Here is a 17,549-nt window from a genome sequence, read left to right on the forward strand (position 1 = left end):
GGTACCGGTGAGACTCACACCGCAGAACAGACCGGCCGCAGGGAGGGCGTGGACAACATGAAGGTGGTCGTCATCGGTGCGTCGGGGAACCTCGGCAGCGCCACCATCCGGGCACTCACCGCAGACGGCGCCGCCGAGGTCGTCGCCGTCGCGCGCCGCGCTCCGGATGGCCCTCGGGCCTCTGCCCATGCCTCCGTCGAGTGGCGGGTGGCCGACGTGTCGACGGCCAACCTGGAGCCGGTGGTGGAAGGTGCCGACGCGGTCGTGCACCTCGCCTGGAAGTTCCAGCCCACGCACCGCCCCGAGGAGACCTGGGCCACCAACGCCGTCGGCACGCGAAGAGTCCTCGCGGCCGTGGCCCGCGCAGGCGTCCCGGCGCTCGTGTGCGCATCCTCGGTGGCGGCCTACTCTCCGGTGCACCACGACGATCCCGTCGACGAGACCTGGGAGACCGACGGGGCGTCGGCTGCCGCGTACTGCCGGGAGAAGGCGTACGTCGAACGGGCCCTGGACGCCTTCGCCTGCGACCACCCCGAGGTCCGCGTGGTGAGAGTTCGGCCCGCGTTCGTCTTCCAGCGCTCGGCGGCCAGCGAGCAGCGGCGCATCTTCGGCGGCGCCTTGGCCCGGCCCGCGCTCCTGGACCGTCGGCGCATCCCGATGGTGCCGGTGCCGGCCGGCCTGAGGTTTCAAGCCGTGCACGCAGGCGATGTCGGCCGGGCCCTGGCCACTGCCGCGACCAGCGACGTGGCGGGCGCGTTCAACCTGGCCGGTGACGGCGTGATCGGCCGAGACGAGCTCGGCGAGCTGATGGGCGCTCGGACGGTCGAGGTCCCGCCGGGTCTGGCACGTCACGGTCTGGACGGCGCCTGGCACGCACGGCTGGTGCCCGTCCCCGGCAGTCTGCTGGACGCGGTCATGCAGCTGCCGCTGATGTCGACGGCCCGCGCCGAGCTGGAGCTCGGCTGGCAACCGCGCCACACGGCCATGGATGCGCTCGAGGCCGTCCTCTCCGGCATCCCGGAGAAGGCGGGCAGCGGGCTCCCGCCTTTACGACCCTGACCTCTGGAGAAGGAGCAGCCATGAACGACGACCTGTTGCACGCCTACCTGCAGCACCACTGGGCCGGTTCCAGCGCCGGCACCGCGATGTTCGAGCGCGTCGGCCGCACGCACTCCGATCCTGACGTGGCCGCCCGGGTGCGACAGCTGGCGACCGAGGTGAACGAGGAACGCGAGCAGCTGCGACAGATCATCGTGGCGACAGGCGCGGATCCCTCGCGCATCGCCGCTGCGACGGGGCGGGCGGTGGAGTTCGTGGGCCGGTTCAAGCCGAACGGCCGGCTGGTGCGGCGCTCACCGCTCTCGGACCTGTTCGAGCTGGAGGCGCTGCGAGACGCGGTGGCCGGCAAGCGCGCCGGGTGGCAGCTGCTGCGTACGGCCACCGAAGACGACGCCCGTGTCGACGCGCTGCAGCTCGATGAGCTCATCCGCCGCGCCGACGACCAGCTCGCTCGGCTCGAGGATCTGCACCTGCGGGTGGGCCGTACCGTGATCAGCGCATGACGGTACTGCCCGTGGGTTACCTGATGGCATGACGTCACCGACCTGCCTGATCCTGAACTGCACCCTGAAACGCTCACCCGGCGAGTCCAGCTCGGAGCTGCTCGGATCCCAGATCCTCTCGGCGCTCCTGGACCACGGGGTGAAGGGCGAGATGGTTCGGGTCGTCGACCACGAGGTCAGCTTCGGAGTGAGCACCGACGAGGGTGACGGCGATGCGTGGCCGCAGCTCCGCGAGCGGATGCTCGCCGCGGACGTGCTCGTGCTGGTCACCCCGATCTGGCTGGGCCAGCCGTCGTCGGTGTGCAAGATGGTGCTCGAGCGCCTCGACGCCGAGCTCGGCGAGACCGACGACGACGGCCGGATGCTGACCTACGACAAGGTCGCCGGCATCGGCGTGGTCGGCAACGAGGACGGTGCCCACCATGTCACCGCCGAGCTCTGCCAGGCGCTCAGCGACGTCGGCTTCACCATTCCCGCCGGCGGGTCGACGTACTGGGTCGGCGAGGCCATGCAGGGCGTGGACTACAAAGACAAGGTGCCGACCCCGGAGACGACCGCGGGAACCACGAGGACCATGTCACGCAACCTCGCCCATCTCGCGGGTCTGCTGGCCGCGTCGCCCTATCCGGCAGGGGAGTGAGTCGTCACACGGCGGTCTCCTCCGTGGCGGATGCGGCAGCGTCGGCGAGGAGGGTGACGGTGCCGGTGACTCCGTCGACCCGGACCAGCTGCCCGTCGCGCAGACTGGTGGTGGCGTGCTTGGTGTCGACGACGCACGGGATGCCGAACTCGCGGGCGACGATGGCAGCGTGCGAGGCGGCGCCGCCGATGTCGGTGACGACGGCCGAGCTGTAGCCGAACATCGCGGTGTGGCCGACGTCGGTGACCGAGGCGACGAGGATGTCGCCGGGCTCGATGTCGTCGTCGGGGCCGCGCAGCACGCGGACCGTACCCTCGACGGTGCCGGGGGAGGCGCCGATGCCGGTGAGCTCGCCGCCGACCTCGAGCTGCTCGTGGTCGAGCTCCGGCTCCCACTTCCCGACGACGACGTCGGGCATCCGGATCGCGGCGAGGCGTACGCGCTGGTCCCGGCGGCGGGCGACCCGCTGCCGCAGGTCGTCCGGGGCGGCGAAGGCCTCGTCCAGGGTCAGGTAGAAGACATCGGCAGGCTCGTCCATCAGGCCGTGGTCCACCAGGCGTCTGCCCTGTTCGCCGACCGCCAGCCGCAGCGCGTGGGTGTAGCGCACCACCCCGTCGCGACCGCGTTCGCGGGCGAGGGTGGCACCGGCCGCCATCCGGCCGGTCCGGGTACGCGGCGGGGTGACCGGGTCGCGCCGCGGGGCGGGCTGCTGCGCAGCGCCGGCGGCGGAGGAGACCAGCATCTGCGGGCTGGAGGCGAAGGCGGGGTTCTCCAGCTCGCACTCTCCGGGGCCTCGGTGGCCCATCTCGGCCAGCTCGGCATCGAGCGCGGCGGCGAGCTCCGGAGAGGCTGCGCGGAGCTGGTCCACCCGGCCTGCGCGAGCGAGCTCGACGAGCTCCGGACGGCCGCGTAGCACTGCGGCGAGGCGCTCCACGGCCAGCATGGTGCGGGCGGACTCGAGCCGCTCGACGTCGATGTTGACCGGCTCGGGGTCCTTGCCGCGCTCGTGTATCGCACCGGCCGCGCTGGTGAGCATCACCCCGATCGAGGCGACGCACCAGCCGTGGGCCAAGCGGTCGCGCCACAGCAGCGCGCGGGCGTGCAGCTGGGCGTTGTCGAGAGCGGCGATCCGGTCGGCGTCGAGGACCTCACGGCGGGCCGCGGCGTTGATGCGCTCGGCCTCCTCCTTGAACCTGCGGGCGCGGTTGATGACCTGGGTCGTCGCGCGGAGGGTGGCCCGGCGCTTGGCCAGGCCGGTCGGCATCGGCGGGCCACCCTCGGGCCGGAACACCACGTGCTCGGGGATGTTGCCGTAGGCGTCGCGGCGGACCGAGGCCTCGTCCCAGCCGGGCATGTTCTCGACGATGTTCACGCCGACGGAGGCGTTGATGTAGACGCAGTGGCCGAGCGTGCTCACGACCATGCTCGACTGCTGGTCGAGGGCCGTGCCCTCCAGGGACAGCATCATGCCCATGTCCTCGTTGGAGATGCGGATCGCGGCCACCTGCAGATCCAGCGTCATCGGGGTCATCGGGCCGGGCATCGCCTCGGAGGTGTTGGTCGCGGTGAGCACCGACAGCCGCGGGTCGAGCAGGGTGTCGAACTCGCCCTGCAGCTCCGGCGGCCCGACGGGCTCCAAGGTCCCGCCGTCGCCGGCGGGCAGGTTGTTCGGGATGACGTACGCCGGCAGCGCGAAGCGGCCGGGCGCCAGCACGGCCTCCCCTCGCCTGACGGTGCGTCCGACCAGGGCGCGGACCAGGTCCTCGACGGCCTCGGTCGCGGTCCAGCCGTAACCGGCCGGACGCCGCGCAGCCGAGGACGTACGCCGGCAGTCGTGAGCAGGTCCCGGGCCTGAGCAGCGGTCACCGTGCCGGGTGCGGCCAGCTCGACGGTGCCGGTGACCCGCTCGGAGACGGCGTCGGCGAGGAAGCGGGTCTGGTCGTCGTGATGGAGCACCTGCCAGGGACCGTCCGTGCGCAACAGTCCGGCGAGGGTCCGCAGCGCGTCGGCGTCGCCCCGGCGCCCCGCCGGTGGGGCGGAGCGGACGACCAGGAGCTGGGCGCCGGCGGTGGTCAGCGCGGTCTCGGCGGGGGAGTCGTCCCCGGCAACGACCGGCAGGATCACGCGTACGCCGTGCCGGGCCGCGGCTTCGGCCAGTGCCCGGTGCCCCTCGCCGGCCAGATGGACGACGACCTCGGAGCCCGTGACCGCCCGGTCCCGTGCCGTGTCGTCGGTGGCATCGGCGACGACCAGGTCGACACGAGGATCGACGTAGCGGTGCCGTTCGGTGTCGAGGCCGACGACCTCGTGCCCGCCGGCCAACAACAGCCGGGACAGGTCTCGGCCGGCCGGTCCGGAAACTCCCGTGATCAGGACACGCATGCGTCCTCCTCCTCGCGTCGTCGTGAGGCCCGCGGTGGGCCGTTCCGAGAGAGACTCCACGGTGTGGCCGCGGTCACATAACGGAGTCTCACTCAGCGGGAGCAGCGTGCGACGGGACGGTGTCGGGCGAGCAGTGTCGGCCCGGTGATGACCTGGGACGAAGAGCACGATGTCGTAGTTGTAGGTGCCGGCGGAGGCGGCCTGACCGGTGCCTGGGCCGCTGCGCGAGCAGGGCTGGACGTGCTGCTGGTCGAGGCCAGCGACCGTTACGGCGGCACGACCGCCTACTCCGGCGGTGGGATGTGGTTCCCCGGCAACGCGGTGCTCCGCGACGGCGGCGTGGCCGACGACGCCGACGAGGCACGGGACTACTTCCGCGCGGTCGTCGGCGACCGCACCCCGCAGACGCTGCAGGACGCCTTCCTGGCGGCAGGTCCACGGCTGGTCGACGAGCTGCTCACCGACGAGGCGCTGGTGTTCGAGCCGTTCCCGTGGCCGGACTACTACGGCGGCGTACCGGGTGCGCGGGAGGTCCGCCAGATCCGCGCGCTCACGCTGGACCCGGCCGAGCTCGGTCCGCTCGCCGGCACCGTGCGGCCGACCCTCAAGGTCGACCGGGCCGGCGAGCACGCGCCCGCCGAGCTCGTCGGCGGCCAGGCCCTGATCGGCCGGCTGCTGCTGGCCCTCTCGCGGCTGCCGCAGGCGCAGCTGCGGCCGGAGACCGCCTGTGCCGAGCTGGTGGTCGACGGCGGCCGTGTCGTCGGCATCGTCACCGAGAACGCCGACGGGCCCCGCCGGATCCGTGCCCGCCGCGGCGTCCTGATCGCCTCGGGCGGTTTCGAGCAGAACGCCGCCATGCGGACCGAGCACGGAGTGCCCGGCAGCGTCACCGGCGCGATGGGTCCCGAGGGGAACCAGGGGCGGGCGATCCGGGCGGCGATCGACATCGGCGCGGACACCGACCTGATGGACCAGGCCTGGTGGGCTCCCGGCCTCGCGCATCCCGACGGCACCACCTCGTTCTCGCTCTGGTTCACCGGCGGCATCTTCGTCGACCGCGACGGCCGCCGTTTCGTCAACGAGTCGCTGCCCTACGACCGGATCGGCCGCGCCGTGATCGACGGCCAGCGTGCCGGGACCGTCGGGACGACGTACTGGATGGTCTACGACGACCGCGAGGGGCTGGCTCCGCCGGTGCGCTCGACGACACTGCCGCTCGCGCCGCAGGAGGAGTACGTCGCCGCCGGGCTCTGGCACACTGCGGACACGCTGGGCGGGCTCGCCGAGGCGATCGGCGTTCCGGCCGAGGAGCTGGAGGCGACCGTGCAGCGCTTCAACGGCTTCGCCGAGACCGGCCGGGACGACGACCACGGTCGCGGCGACGAGCCATACGACCGGGCCTTCTCCGGCGGCGGCTCGCCGCTGGTCCCGATCGCCGAGGGTCCGTTCCATGCGGCCGCATTCGGGCTCTCCGACCTCGGGACCAAGGGCGGTCTGCGCACCGACGAGCACGCCCGGGTCCTGGCGAGGGACGGCGAGGTGATCCCTGGGCTCTACGCGGCGGGCAACTCGATGGCAGCCGTGAGCGGCACGACGTACCCCGCGGGCGGCAACCCGATCGCCGCGAGCATGGCGTTCAGCCACCTCGCGATCCAGCACCTGACCGAGAGCGAGGAGCGATGACCACGGACCCGATGACGACGGACCGGCAGTCGGCGGACCGATGGGCGATCATGGAGCTCAAGCACCGCTACGTACGCGGCGTCGACCTGCGCGACTGGGACGGCGTGGCCGCGACGCTGGCGCCGGAGATGACCGCGAGCTACCGCCCCGACCTGGTCACCGAGGGCGCCGAGGCGCTGGTCGCGGAGCTGCGGTCGCGTCTCGACGAGCACCGGATCACCGTGCACCAGCTCGGCCACCCCAGCATCGAGATCGACGGCGACCGGGCAACGGCGACCTGGACGATGTCGGACCGCACGATCTGCACCGACATCGGCTACGTCGTCGAGGGCGCCTCGGTCTCGCACGACACCTACCGGCGCGACCCCGACCGCGGCTGGCTGGTCACCGCGATCCGCTACGACCGGTTCTGCGAGACCACGGTCTCGTTCCAGGACATGCCGAGCTTCGACGTACGCGCCACGCCCTACCAGATGCTCGACCTGCCCTGATGCGGTGGGCGATGTCGGTGGCGATGGTGCCGCCGGAGGAGCTGGCCGAGCTGGCGCAGCTGGCGGAGAGTGTCGGGTTCGACGCCGTCTCGCTGCCGGACTCGGTCTTCTATCCCGAGCAGGTGACGGGCGACTACCCGTTCACTCCGGACGGCCGGCGGATGTGGGCGCCCGAGACGCCGATGCCCGACCCGCTGGTGACCATCGCCGCGCTGGCCGCGGTCACCGACCGGATCCGATTCCAGCCCTCGGTGCTCAAGCTGCCTCTGCGCGAGCCGCTGCTGCTGGCCAAGCAGGTCGCCTCGCTGGCCGTGCTGTCGGGGGACCGGGTGTCGCTCGGCGTCGGGATGTCGTGGATCCTCGAGGAGTTCCTGTTCACGGGAACCGAGATGCGTACGCGGGGCGCTCGCAGCGACGAGGCGATCGAGATCCTGCGGCTGATCTGTGGCGGCGGACCGCGCTGGGTGGAGCATCACGGCACGCACCATGACTTCGACCGGCTGATGGTCGCACCCGCCCCGGTCGCCCCGGTGCCGATCCTCGTCGGGGGACACAGCGACGCCGCCCTGCGCCGGGCGGCGCGGCTCGGCGACGGCTGGATCGCGGCCAACGTGCCCTACGCCGACCTGGAGCGGGCCATCGCCCGGCTCCACGCGCTGCGCCGCGACCACGGCCGCGACGAGGAGGACTTCGCCGTCTGGGCCTCACCGGTCGGCGTCACCGACGTCGACGGCTTCCGGCAGCTGGCGGCGGCCGGCGTCACCGACGTCTATCTTGCGCCGTGGCGGTTCTTCGGGCACGGGCTCGCCGACCGGGCGACCCGGCTGGAGTCCGTTCGTCGCTTCGCCGACGACGTCATCTCCCGGTTCTGACCGAGCGCCCTCAGTGGACCGGGTGAGCGGCGAGGTAGGCCGAGAAACGCTCGGCCACCTCGCCCTCGCTCAGCCCGAACTCCGCCAGCGAGTAGCGGTGGTCGGGCCGGCGCTCGCCGCGGCGGCTGACGTCGTCGGCCGCGACCACGGCCGCGCGCACCGGCTCGTCGAACGGCGTCCCGAGGGCGGCGTAGACCCGGGCGACGGTGCCGACCGGGTCGGCGACGAACTCGTCGTAGTGCACGTCCACGAATCGACCGGGATCGTGCCGGGCGCGCTCGGTGAGGAACCGCTCGGTCGCGCCGGCCCACAGCTCGAGGCTGTCGCGCCCGACGACGGGCGGGGTGAAGACGTCGGAGTGACCGCGGGAGGTGCGGGAGGTCAGGCTGCTCACCGAGGCGATCACGGAGCGCGGGTCCCGATGGGTCTGCACGACGAGCGCGTCGGGGTAGACCGCGAGCAGCGCGTCCAGCGAGAAGAGGTGGCCCGGGTTCTTCAGCACCCAGCGCCGCTCCGGGCTCGTCATGGCGATGAGCTGGAGGATGCGCCGGTGCCGGGCGTACGTCCCGGTCTGGTCCTGTCCGGCCAGCCAGCGCGTGTACGCCGGCAGGTGCGCGACGCTCGGGAAGGCGAGCGAGCGCAGGCCCTGCCGCTCCAGCCACCAGCACTCCTCGACGGCGTCGGGCGACATGAAGTGCATCCCCTTGAGGCCGGGGACGGCGGCGTTGCGCCGGTCGATGGCCGCCTGCATCGTGACGAAGTCGAGGTTCGCCGGCCATTCCTCACGGGCGGGACGCGGCTGGGGCGCGGCCGCGAGCCACATCTCCAGTCCTTGGTGGGCCGGGTCGACGCACAGCAGCCGGTGCAGGGCCGTGGTGCCGGAGCGCGGCAGACCGGTCACGAACACCGGCCGCGCCACCGGCGTCGCGACGTGTCCGGGGTGCGAGCGCCAGGCGGCCTCGGTGCGCAGCCGCGAGGCGAGTGACTGGACCAGTGTCTCGGTGATCTTCGCCCAGCCGGCCTCGGTGAGACCGGCCTCGGCCGTGTAGGCCTCGAGCAGCACGGCGAGGGGCTCATGGTGGTCGGAGTCGCCGAAGTCGGCCAGCCCGGTGCGCGCGACGGCACGCTCGTGGAGCTGATCGGCGAGCGTCGAGATGGGGACGGACATGGTTCCTCCCGGGTCAGCGATGGGGTCAGTGGTGGGTGGCGCCGGCGGTGACGTCGAGGCACTGCCCGGTGACGGCCCGGGCCAGGTCGGAGGCGAGGAAGAGCGCTGCGTCGGCGATCTCATCGGGGCGGGGCAGGCGCCGCAGGTCGGTCCCGCCGGCGATCTCGTCGTGGATCGCGTCCGGCGTGGTGCCCCGTTCGCGGGCCGCCTTGGCGAACGAGTCGCGCACGGCGTCGGCCCAGATGTAGCCCGGCGCCACGGAGTTGACCCGGACCCCCTGCGGCCCGAGCTCGATCGAGAGGCTCCGGGCGAGCGCGAGCAGGCTCGACTTCGTCATCCGGTACGCCCCGAACCCGGGCAGCCGGTTGCGGATGATCATCGAGTTCATCACCACCACGGCACCTCGGGACGCGGCCAGGGCGGGTGCACAGCGGCGTACCAGCTCCAGGGCCATCAGCGGCGACTCGAGCTCCGCGCGGACGGTGTCGAGGCCGGTCTCGAGCAGCGGCTCGCGCGAGGGTGCGTGGTAGGCGTTGTGCAGCACCGCGTCCAGCCGCCCGTGCTCGGCGAGCGTGGCTTCGACGAGCGCGGCCACGCCGCCAGGGTTGGTCAGGTCCGTGGGGACGGCGAGCACCCGCCGTCCGATCGTACGCAGCTCCCCGGCGAGCTCCTCGAGGCGTGCCGCGCTCCGCGAGGCGAGCACCAGGTCCGCGCCTGCGGCGGCGGCCCGCTCGGCCAGCGCCCGACCGAGCCCGGGGCCCACCCCGGCGACCAGGACGACCTTGCCGGCGAGCACCCCGGAGACCGGGTCGCTCATGACAGCATCCGGTCGGCGACGGCGGCCTGGCGGTCGGCGATGCGCCGGGACCACTGCTGCGGCGTGACCCGCTGACCGTCGTGGAAGGGGAGCCGCTCGGGGAGGCTCGCGAAGGGCACCACCTCGGTGGTCGGGCCGTCGGCCTCGGTGAGCGGCCGGTCGACGCGCTGCCAGCGGATCTGCAGATAGCCCCGCGCGTGGCCGGTGGTCTCCAGCCAGTTGGCCAGGCCGGGGTCGCGGTGGCTGATGACGAACCGGATCTTGCCGTCGGGGTCGACGTGCGCCTGGGCGGTGCTGAGGCTTGTCTGGTGGTTGGCGTAGTCGAGGGAGACGTACCACCGGCTGCCGAGCTGCATCCCCTGGTAGGGCATCCCGGAGGCGGGCACGGTGACGACCAGCGCCTCGTCCGCCCGCAGGTCGTAGTGGCCGGCCGAGCTGAACTGGCTGGTCAGGCCACCGGGGGTGGACTTGGGGGCGTACATCGTGTTGACCGGCTGGTCGAGATAGAAGAGCTCGACGAACTCCAGGAAGGTGCGGGCGTAGCCGACCAGGGTCCGGCCGGCCCGCGCGTAGCGGGACTCCACGGTCTCCAGGGTGAGCGGCCGGGCGGGCGCGCCGATCCGGTCGGCCCGCTGCACCCGCAGCGTGCCTGCCTGCTCGCCGGCCCAGTCGCTGAATGTCTGCCGAACCAACAGCCGGGACGAGTCGGGTGCCAGCGTGAAGTAGCCGGGGCCGGCGTCGTCCCGCGGCGGACCGAAGCGGAGCTCGAAGCCGCCGTCGGGGGAGACCGGGAAGTCCCGGTCGTCGAAGGCGAGGTGGCTGGCCGGGGCGGTGCTGCCGGCGTGCGAGCCACCGAGCACCTGGAAGACCAGGTCCGCGCAGGTGCCGCGGGTGCCGGTCACGACGTACTCCGCATCGCCGGTGATCTGGGCGGCGAAGTAGAGCGTGTCCGGGTTGTCCAGACCCATCTTGGTCCACGGCGTCGAGGGCCGGGCGAAGTACGGATCCTCCGGGTCGCCGGCCCAGGCGCTGCCCAGCGCCACCTTGACCAGTCCGGCCAGGTAGTCGAGCCCCTCGGCCAGATCGCGCGCGTCGTCGACGTGCGGGGCCGAGCGCACGATCCGCTCCGCCTCGGCGATGGCCTCGGTCAGCTGTGCGACGCCACGGGATTCCTGGATGCGTACGTCCGTCATGGACTTCCTCCTGCCGGGTGACCTGCGAGGTGCTGGCCGTCGGGACGCTAGGGACGGCCGGGCGGCCGTGGCACCGAGGTCCCGCTGACCGGAACCAGGACGGAGGTTTCGCTGGGTGGGACTTCCTCACCACGGAGCCGGTTCACGCGGTTCCTTGGGGTTTCGCACCCGAAACGCAGGAGGAAACATGACGCCAGGCTGGTCCCACGAGGTCGACGTGCTGGTCGTGGGCAGCGGCGCGGGCGGCATGACGGCCGCGCTCACCGGTGCCCTCGAGGGCCTGGAGACGCTGCTGGTCGAGAAGGCGCCGGTCTACGGCGGCACCACCGCACTCTCGGGCGGCGGGATCTGGGTGCCCAACAACCCGGCCGTCACGAAGGCCGGCGTGACCGACCCGCCGCAGCGGGTCATCGAGTACCTCGAGCACATCACCGAGGGCCGCATCCCGCGCAGCCGGCTGGCGGCGTACGTCGAGCACGGTCCCGCGATGTTCGAGATGTTCGGCGCCCGCACCCGGCACCTGGAGTTCTCCTGGTGCCCCGGCTACGCCGACTACCACCCCGAGGCTCCGGGCGGTCGTCCCGAGGGCCGCTCCGTGGAGTGCCCGCCCTTCGACCTGGATCTCCTGGGCGACCTCGCCGAGACGCTGCGGGGCAGCAGCATGAAGGTGCCCGGCGGGCTGGTGATCACCTCGGCCGACTACGTGAAGCTCAACATGCTGACCCGCACCTGGCTCGGGCGGCGGACGGCCTTCCGGCTCGGTGTCCAGGGCGTGCTCAACCGCCTGCGCCGTCGTCGGATGGTCTCTCTCGGCCAGTCGCTGGTGGCCCGGCTGCGGGCGAGCCTGGTCGACGCCGGCGTACCGGTCTGGCTGGACTCGCCGCTGCTCGACCTGGTCCGCGACGAGCAGGGGACCGTCGTCGGCGCGGTCGTCCGGCACGACGGCGACGCCGTACGCATCCGGGCCCGCAAGGGCGTCGTGATCGCCTCCGGCGGCTTCGACCACAACGAGACCATGCGCAAGGAGCACCTGCCCGAGGTCGGCCGCGACGACGTGTCCGGCGGGGCAGAGTCCAACACCGGCGACGGCATCACGGCCGGTCAGGCCGTGGGCGCGGCCGTCGACCTGATGGACGACGCCTGGTGGATGCCCTCGATCCGCCGCCCCGACGGCAAGGTGCACGCGCTGGTCGCGGAGCGCTCCATCCCCAACTCGCTGATCGTCACCCCGCAGGGGGAGCGGTTCGCCAACGAGGCCTCGCCGTACGTCACCTTCGTGCACGCCCAGATCGAGGGCGGCCACCCCTACCTGTGGTTCGTGATGGATCAGACCGCCCGCCGCCGCTACCCGTTCGGCGCGGTCATCCCGGGCAAGGACCTCCCCGAGACCTGGTACGAGTCCGGGCTGGCCCACCGCGCCGACACCATCGCCGGTCTGGCCGAGGCGATCGGTGTCCCCGCCGGGACCCTGGAGGCGACGGTGGCCCGCTACAACGCGATGGTCCCTACCGGCCGCGACGACGACTTCGGCCGCGGCGAGAGCGCCTACGACCGCTACTACGGCGACCCGACCCTGCCGAACCCCGTGCTCGGCACGGTCGCCGAGGGCCCCTACCTCGCAGTGCGGATCGAGGCCGGCGACCTCGGCACCAAGGGTGGTCTGCTGACCGACGAGCACGCCCGCGTCCTCGACGCCTCCGGCGCGACGATCCAGGGCCTGTACGCCACCGGCAACGCCGCCGCCTCCGTCATGGGCAACGACTACGCCGGTGCCGGCGCCACCATCGGGCCGGCCATGGTCTTCGGGTACGTCGCCGCCCGGCACGCTGCCGGGGAGAGGTGAGCTCGCCATGTCCGTGAGGCTGCGCGTCGTCGACGTGATCGAGGAGACCGCCGACGCCCGGTCGATCGTCCTCGAGGCGCCGACCGAGGCGGCCGACCGGTTCGTCTACCGGCCCGGGCAGTTCCTGACCGTGCGGGTGCCGCACGCCGAGGGCGACCTGGCCCGCTGCTACTCGCTGGCCAGCGACCCCGGCGGCGGTGAGCCGATGAAGATGACCGTGAAGCGGGTCGTCGACGGGCGCGGCTCCAACTGGCTCTGCGACCAGGTCGAGGCCGGCGCCGAGCTCGAGGTCCTGCCGCCGTCGGGAGTGTTCACCCCGGCCGCCTCCCACGGTGACCTGCTCCTGGTCGCCGGCGGCAGCGGCATCACCCCGGTGATGTCGATCCTCAAGGCGGCCCTGCGCGGCGACGCGCGGGTGGCGCTGTTCTACGCCAACCGCGACCCGGAGTCGGTGATCTTCCGTGCCGAGCTCGACGAGCTCGCCGCCCGGCATCCCGACCGGGTCGTGGCGACCCACTGGCTGGAGAGCGACCGTGGCCTGCCGAGTGCCGGCGACCTCGCCGCCTGGGCCGGACCCCATCCCGAGCGCGAGGCCTTCGTCTGCGGGCCGGAGCGGTTCATGGCGCTCGCCGAGCAGGCGCTCGCCGAGGCCGGCCTGCCCCGCAGCGCGGTCCACGTGGAGCGGTTCGTCTCGCTCGAGGGAGATCCGTTCGCGGCACCCTCGCCCGGCACCTCCGGCGGTGAGGTCGTCGAGGGCGAGCCGACCGTCGAGGTCACCCTCGACGGCGAGACCCGCACGCTCGGCTGGCAGCGGGAGACCCCGTTGCTCGACGTTCTGCTCGCGGCCGGGCTCGAGGCTCCGTACTCCTGCCGGGAGGGCTCCTGCAGTGCGTGCACCTGCCTGGTCCTGGACGGCGAGGTGAAGCTGCTGCGCAACACCGTGCTCGGCCGCGAGGACCTGGAGGACGGCTACACGCTGGCCTGCCAGGCGGTCCCGCTCACCGACGACGTACGCGTCACCTACGAATGATCGACCGGAGGAAACCTACGATGGGAACGCTCGACGACAAGGTCGTCATCATCACCGGAGGCGCGCGCGGCATGGGTGCCGCGCACGCCCGCCACCTGGTCGCCGAGGGCGCCCGGGTCGTGATCGGCGACATCCTCGACGAGGACGGCAAGGCGCTCGCCGACGAGCTCGGCGAGTCGGCGGTCTTCGCGCACCTCGACGTCACCTCGCCGCAGCACTGGGCCGATGTCGTCGGGCTGGCGAAGGCCACGTACGGAGGTCTGGACGGCCTGGTCAACAACGCCGGCGTGCTGACGTTCCGGCCGATCGCCGACATGGACGTCGAAGAGTTCCGGCGGGTCCTCGACATCAACCTCACCGGCGCCTGGCTGGGCCTCAAGGCCGCCACCGATGCGCTGGCTCAGGGCGGCGGCTCTGTGGTCAACGTGTCCTCGATCAACGGGTTCGTCGGTTCCTCCGGCCTCAGCGCCTACACGGCCAGCAAGTTCGCGGTGCGCGGGCTCACCAAGGCGGCCGCCCAGGAGCTCGGCCCGCGCGGCATCCGGGTGAACTCGATCCACCCCGGCGGCATCGCCACCCCGATGACCGGCCGTACGCCCGGCCAGAGCGACACCGACGGCGCCGAGGCCTTCGCCCAGGTGCCGATCCCGCGCTGGGGCCGGCCCGAGGAGGTCTCGCCGCTCGTGGCGTACCTGGTCTCCGACCAGTCCGGCTACTGCACCGGCAGCGAGTTCGTCGTCGACGGCGGCGCGCTCAGCGGCACGGTCTTCTAATCGCTTCCCAGAGGAGAGAAATGGTCACCAGCATGATCGACAAGATGGCGGCGGGCATCGCCTCCGAGGTGGTCCGTCTCGACGGCACCTGCGAGCTCGACCGCGCCGCGATCGGCGGCAAGGCGTGGAGCGTGAACGCGATGCGCGCCCAGGGTCTGCCGGTGCCGCCGGCGGTGGCCCTGACCACCGGGTGCTGCGCCGACTTCTACGCCGCCGGGGGAGCCGTGCCCGAGGAGGTGTGGCAGCAGGTACGCCAGGGCATCGCCTTCCTCGAGGAGGAGACCGGCCGCGGCTTCGGCGACGACCAGCACCCGCTGCTCGTCTCGGTGCGCAGCGGTGCGCCGGTCAGCATGCCCGGGATGATGGACACGGTGCTCAACCTCGGCCTGACCGCGGCCGCCGGCGCGGGGCTCGCCGCGGAGAGCGGCGACGAGGCGTACGTGAGCGACACCCGCGAGCGCTTCGTGCGGCAGTATCGCGAGACCGTCCTGGCCGACGAGCAGGGCGAGGTCCCGGACGACCCGTGGGACCAGCTCCGGGCGGCCGTCGGCGCCGTCTTCGCCTCCTGGCAGTCGCCGCGCGCGGTGACGTACCGGGCCTCCCGGGGGATCGCCGGCGACCTCGGCACCGCCGTCACCATCCAGGCGATGGTCTTCGGCAACCTCGACGACCACTCCGGAACCGGCGTCCTGTTCACCCGCAACCCGAGCACCGGCGCCCGGGAGCCGTTCGGCGAGTGGCTGCCGCGCGGCCAGGGTGAGGACGTCGTCTCCGGCCGGGTGACCCCGCAGCCGCTGGCGGCGCTGGCCGTCGAGCTGCCCGGGGCACATGCCCGGCTGATGGATGCCGCGCGCGCCCTCGAGGTGTCGTCCCGGGACGTCCAGGACATCGAGTTCACCGTCGAGGGCGGCCGGCTCTGGCTGCTCCAGACCCGATCCGCCAAGCGCTCGGCCGCAGCGGCTGTCCGGATCGCCGTCGACCTCGTCGACGAGGGCCTGCTCTCGCCGGAGGAGGCGGTCGGCCGGGTCACCCCGGAGCACGTACGCGGCGTCCTCGCCGCCGGCACCGGTGCCGGGCTCGGCGATCCGCTGGTCACCGGCGAGGCCGCCTGCCCCGGTCTCGCGACCGGCGTCGCGGTCACCGACCCCGACGAGGCCGAGGTCCGCGCCGAGATCGGCGAGGACGTGATCCTGGTGCGCTCGACCACCTCGCCGGACGACCTGCACGGCATGCTCGCCGCGCGCGGCATCGTCACCGAGTACGGCGGCGCGACATCGCACGCCGCGGTCGTCAGCCGGGAGATCGCACGGCCCTGCGTCGTGGGCTGCGGGGCCGGGGCCCTGGCGCTCCTGGCGGGCCGCGAGATCACCGTCGACGGTGCCACCGGGCAGGTCTGGGAGGGCCGGGTCGAGGCCGCCGCCGCGGACCCGACCGCCGATCCGTTCCTGAGGCGGCTGGCCGGTTGGGCCGAGAGGCAGCTCCCCGGCGCCGCCCGCGCCCAGGTGGTCGCGATGCCTCCCGCCGAACGCATCCTCGCCGCCTTCGAGTCACTCGAGCGGTGAGCGCACCGGCGAATGGCACGGCGAAGGGCACGGGGAAGGGCACGGTCGCGGTGGTCACCGGCGCCAGCCGCGGGGCCGGCGCCGGCATCGCGGCGGCGCTGGCCGCCACCGGCGCGACCGTGTACGTCACCGGCCGTTCCGAGGATGGGATCGCCCGGACCGCCGCGGAGTGCGACCGCCGTGGCGGCGCCGGGATCCCGGTCGTGTGCGACCACGCCGAGGACGCCGCGGTCGCGGCGCTCTTCGACCGGGTACGCCGCGAGCACGGCCGGCTCGACGTCCTGGTCAACAACGCGATCGCGCTGCCCGACGGGCTCACCGACGACCGGCCGTTCTGGGAGAAGCCGCTCGCGCACCAGCAGATGTTCGACGTCGGGCTGCGCTCCTCCTACGTCGCTGCCTGGCACGCCGCCCCGCTCCTCACCGTCGGCGGCGGGCTGGTCGCGCACACCTCGTCCTTCGGTGGCGGCTGCTACCTGCACGGACCGGCGTACGGTTCGGTCAAGGCCGGCGTCGACAAGCTCGCGCACGACCTGGCCGTCGACCTCGCCCCGCACCAGGTGGCGGTGGTATCGGTGTGGATGGGCATCCTGCGTACCGAACGGACGCTCGCCGGCCTGGCGCGCGACCCGGGCAGATATGGGGAGCTCGCGGCGCGCACCGAGTCCCCGGAGCTGACCGGAAGGATCCTCGCGGCGCTGCTGGCGCACCCGGAGCGGATGCGCTGGAGCGGGCGTACGGTCATCGGCGCCGAGCTCGCTCGCGAGCTGGGGGTCACCGACACCGACGGCAGCAGCCCGCCCTCGCACCGGGAGATGCTGGGCGGGCCGCTCGAGTTCAACCCGGCTGTCGTCAGGTAGGCCTCAGTGTGCCCGGCCGGCGACCGCCTCCTCGAGCCGGGTGCGGCCGCTGAGCTGGATCAGGTCCTCGTGCAGCTCGAACCACACCGTGTGGTAGCTGTCCAGGATCGGCCGGGCCACCCATATCGTCTCGCCGGCGGCGATCTGGTCCTGGGCGTGCTGCAGTCGGGCGGCATAGCGCACCAGGCGCGGCGCCAGCTCACCCAGCCGACCGACCAGCGGGAGGACCCGGGTGTGCAGGGATGCCAGCCGCTCCAGCACCAAGGAGTCGTACGCCGCGTCGGTGTGGTCGTTGGGGGTGGCACCGTCCTTCATCTGCCAGGCGGTGATGATGCCCTTCAGGTCGGCGTTGACCTCGCAGAACTCGTCGTAGGCCGCGCCGAGCGCCGGGCCGTCGACCGTCGCGCGGTCGGCGTCGAGGAGCGCGGCCAGGTGCTCGCGACCGACGGCGGAGAGCCGGTACGCCGCGCCTGCCGGCTCGCACAGTCCGCGCGACACCGCCTCGGCCAGCAGGTCACCGGCCTCCTCGGTCGAGACACCCAACGGCGTGGCCACGTCGCCCGGCCGGACCCGGCCCTTCAGTTCCACGATGCGTAGCAGGTCCATGTCGGACACAGCGCTCTCCTCTCACTCACGATCACGTCCGGCAACCATCGCCCGGTGAAGGGCTGTG

At 73.0% G+C, this 17,549-nt stretch carries 16 protein-coding genes and 1 pseudogene; 11 read left to right on the forward strand and 6 right to left on the reverse strand.

The features are described 5' to 3' along the window. Positions 1–57 precede the first annotated feature (57 nt). From ACFV9G_RS18290 to ACFV9G_RS18300, 3 genes are read left to right on the forward strand one after another with little or no spacing between them, the layout of a single operon-like run. A complete protein-coding gene (locus tag ACFV9G_RS18290; protein WP_378728955.1) occupies positions 58–1,059 on the forward strand; it encodes an NAD-dependent epimerase/dehydratase family protein in 1,002 nt (333 codons plus the stop codon). Between the two features lie 20 nt (positions 1,060–1,079). Continuing rightward, positions 1,080–1,562: a hypothetical protein gene (locus ACFV9G_RS18295; protein ID WP_378728923.1), complete on the forward strand. Its 483-nt coding sequence runs from the start codon at positions 1,080–1,082 to the stop codon at positions 1,560–1,562. A 28-nt stretch (positions 1,563–1,590) separates the two neighbouring features. Continuing rightward, positions 1,591–2,202 (forward strand): flavodoxin family protein, encoded by a 612-nt coding sequence (locus tag ACFV9G_RS18300; RefSeq protein ID WP_378728924.1) that lies wholly within the window; start codon positions 1,591–1,593, stop codon positions 2,200–2,202. Between the two features lie 4 nt (positions 2,203–2,206). Here the strand turns inward: ACFV9G_RS18300 and ACFV9G_RS18305 are convergent, their stop codons facing one another. Together ACFV9G_RS18305 and ACFV9G_RS18310 are read right to left on the reverse strand one after the other, a co-directional pair. After that, the gene (locus tag ACFV9G_RS18305) at positions 2,207–3,916 is read right to left on the reverse strand and encodes a PEP-utilizing enzyme (protein ID WP_378728925.1); all 1,710 of its coding nucleotides are present in this window, start codon (positions 3,914–3,916) and stop codon (positions 2,207–2,209) included. Between the two features lie 500 nt (positions 3,917–4,416). Further along, positions 4,417–4,584 (reverse strand): annotated as a pseudogene (locus ACFV9G_RS18310) (NAD-dependent epimerase/dehydratase family protein); the annotation flags it as partial. Positions 4,585–4,731: 147 nt separating this feature from the next. Here ACFV9G_RS18310 and ACFV9G_RS18315 point away from each other — a divergent pair. The 3 genes from ACFV9G_RS18315 to ACFV9G_RS18325 are packed head-to-tail and all read left to right on the forward strand — an operon-like array spanning position 4,732 to position 7,630. Further along, positions 4,732–6,267 (forward strand): FAD-binding protein, encoded by a 1,536-nt coding sequence (locus ACFV9G_RS18315; protein ID WP_378728926.1) that lies wholly within the window; start codon positions 4,732–4,734, stop codon positions 6,265–6,267. Next, entirely contained in the window at positions 6,264–6,758 is a 495-nt protein-coding gene (locus tag ACFV9G_RS18320) for a nuclear transport factor 2 family protein (protein WP_378728927.1), read from the forward strand. The genes ACFV9G_RS18315 and ACFV9G_RS18320 overlap by 4 nt, the downstream gene beginning before the upstream one ends. Next, positions 6,758–7,630 carry a TIGR03619 family F420-dependent LLM class oxidoreductase gene (locus ACFV9G_RS18325; protein ID WP_378728928.1) on the forward strand — a complete coding sequence of 291 codons (873 nt, stop codon included), beginning with the start codon at positions 6,758–6,760 and terminating at the stop codon, positions 7,628–7,630. Before ACFV9G_RS18320 ends, ACFV9G_RS18325 begins: the two co-directional genes overlap by 1 nt. Before the next feature lie 10 nt (positions 7,631–7,640). Here the strand turns inward: ACFV9G_RS18325 and ACFV9G_RS18330 are convergent, their stop codons facing one another. The 3 genes from ACFV9G_RS18330 to ACFV9G_RS18340 are packed head-to-tail and all read right to left on the reverse strand — an operon-like array spanning position 7,641 to position 10,808. Beyond that, a complete protein-coding gene (locus ACFV9G_RS18330; RefSeq protein WP_378728929.1) occupies positions 7,641–8,798 on the reverse strand; it encodes a sulfotransferase family protein in 1,158 nt (385 codons plus the stop codon). Positions 8,799–8,823: 25 nt separating this feature from the next. Further along, positions 8,824–9,615, reverse strand: coding sequence for an SDR family oxidoreductase (locus ACFV9G_RS18335; RefSeq protein WP_378728930.1), 792 nt, complete (start codon positions 9,613–9,615; stop codon positions 8,824–8,826). After that, positions 9,612–10,808 carry a hypothetical protein gene (locus ACFV9G_RS18340; protein WP_378728931.1) on the reverse strand — a complete coding sequence of 399 codons (1,197 nt, stop codon included), beginning with the start codon at positions 10,806–10,808 and terminating at the stop codon, positions 9,612–9,614. Before ACFV9G_RS18340 ends, ACFV9G_RS18335 begins: the two co-directional genes overlap by 4 nt. 187 nt (positions 10,809–10,995) lie before the next feature. Between ACFV9G_RS18340 and ACFV9G_RS18345 the strand changes: the two genes are divergently transcribed. Genes ACFV9G_RS18345 through ACFV9G_RS18365 form a run of 5 tightly spaced genes read left to right on the forward strand, consistent with a single transcriptional unit; the run spans position 10,996 to position 16,876 of the window. Then, positions 10,996–12,651, forward strand: coding sequence for an FAD-dependent oxidoreductase (locus tag ACFV9G_RS18345; protein ID WP_378728933.1), 1,656 nt, complete (start codon positions 10,996–10,998; stop codon positions 12,649–12,651). 7 nt (positions 12,652–12,658) lie between these two features. Beyond that, the gene (locus ACFV9G_RS18350; protein ID WP_378728934.1) at positions 12,659–13,681 is read left to right on the forward strand and encodes a 2Fe-2S iron-sulfur cluster-binding protein; all 1,023 of its coding nucleotides are present in this window, start codon (positions 12,659–12,661) and stop codon (positions 13,679–13,681) included. A 20-nt stretch (positions 13,682–13,701) separates the two neighbouring features. Continuing rightward, positions 13,702–14,454, forward strand: coding sequence for a glucose 1-dehydrogenase (locus tag ACFV9G_RS18355; protein ID WP_378728935.1), 753 nt, complete (start codon positions 13,702–13,704; stop codon positions 14,452–14,454). A gap of 20 nt (positions 14,455–14,474) precedes the next feature. Beyond that, the gene (locus tag ACFV9G_RS18360) at positions 14,475–16,016 is read left to right on the forward strand and encodes a pyruvate, phosphate dikinase (protein ID WP_378728936.1); all 1,542 of its coding nucleotides are present in this window, start codon (positions 14,475–14,477) and stop codon (positions 16,014–16,016) included. Next, entirely contained in the window at positions 16,013–16,876 is an 864-nt protein-coding gene (locus tag ACFV9G_RS18365) for an SDR family NAD(P)-dependent oxidoreductase (RefSeq protein WP_378728938.1), read from the forward strand. The genes ACFV9G_RS18360 and ACFV9G_RS18365 overlap by 4 nt, the downstream gene beginning before the upstream one ends. A gap of 3 nt (positions 16,877–16,879) precedes the next feature. On the opposite strand, the gene ACFV9G_RS18370 is transcribed toward ACFV9G_RS18365, so the two are convergent. After that, positions 16,880–17,491: a hypothetical protein gene (locus ACFV9G_RS18370; RefSeq protein WP_378728939.1), complete on the reverse strand. Its 612-nt coding sequence runs from the start codon at positions 17,489–17,491 to the stop codon at positions 16,880–16,882. Positions 17,492–17,549 lie beyond the last annotated feature (58 nt).

It is taken from the genome of Nocardioides sp. NPDC059952 (genome assembly GCF_042730435.1).
GTDB lineage: Bacteria > Actinomycetota > Actinomycetes > Propionibacteriales > Nocardioidaceae > Nocardioides.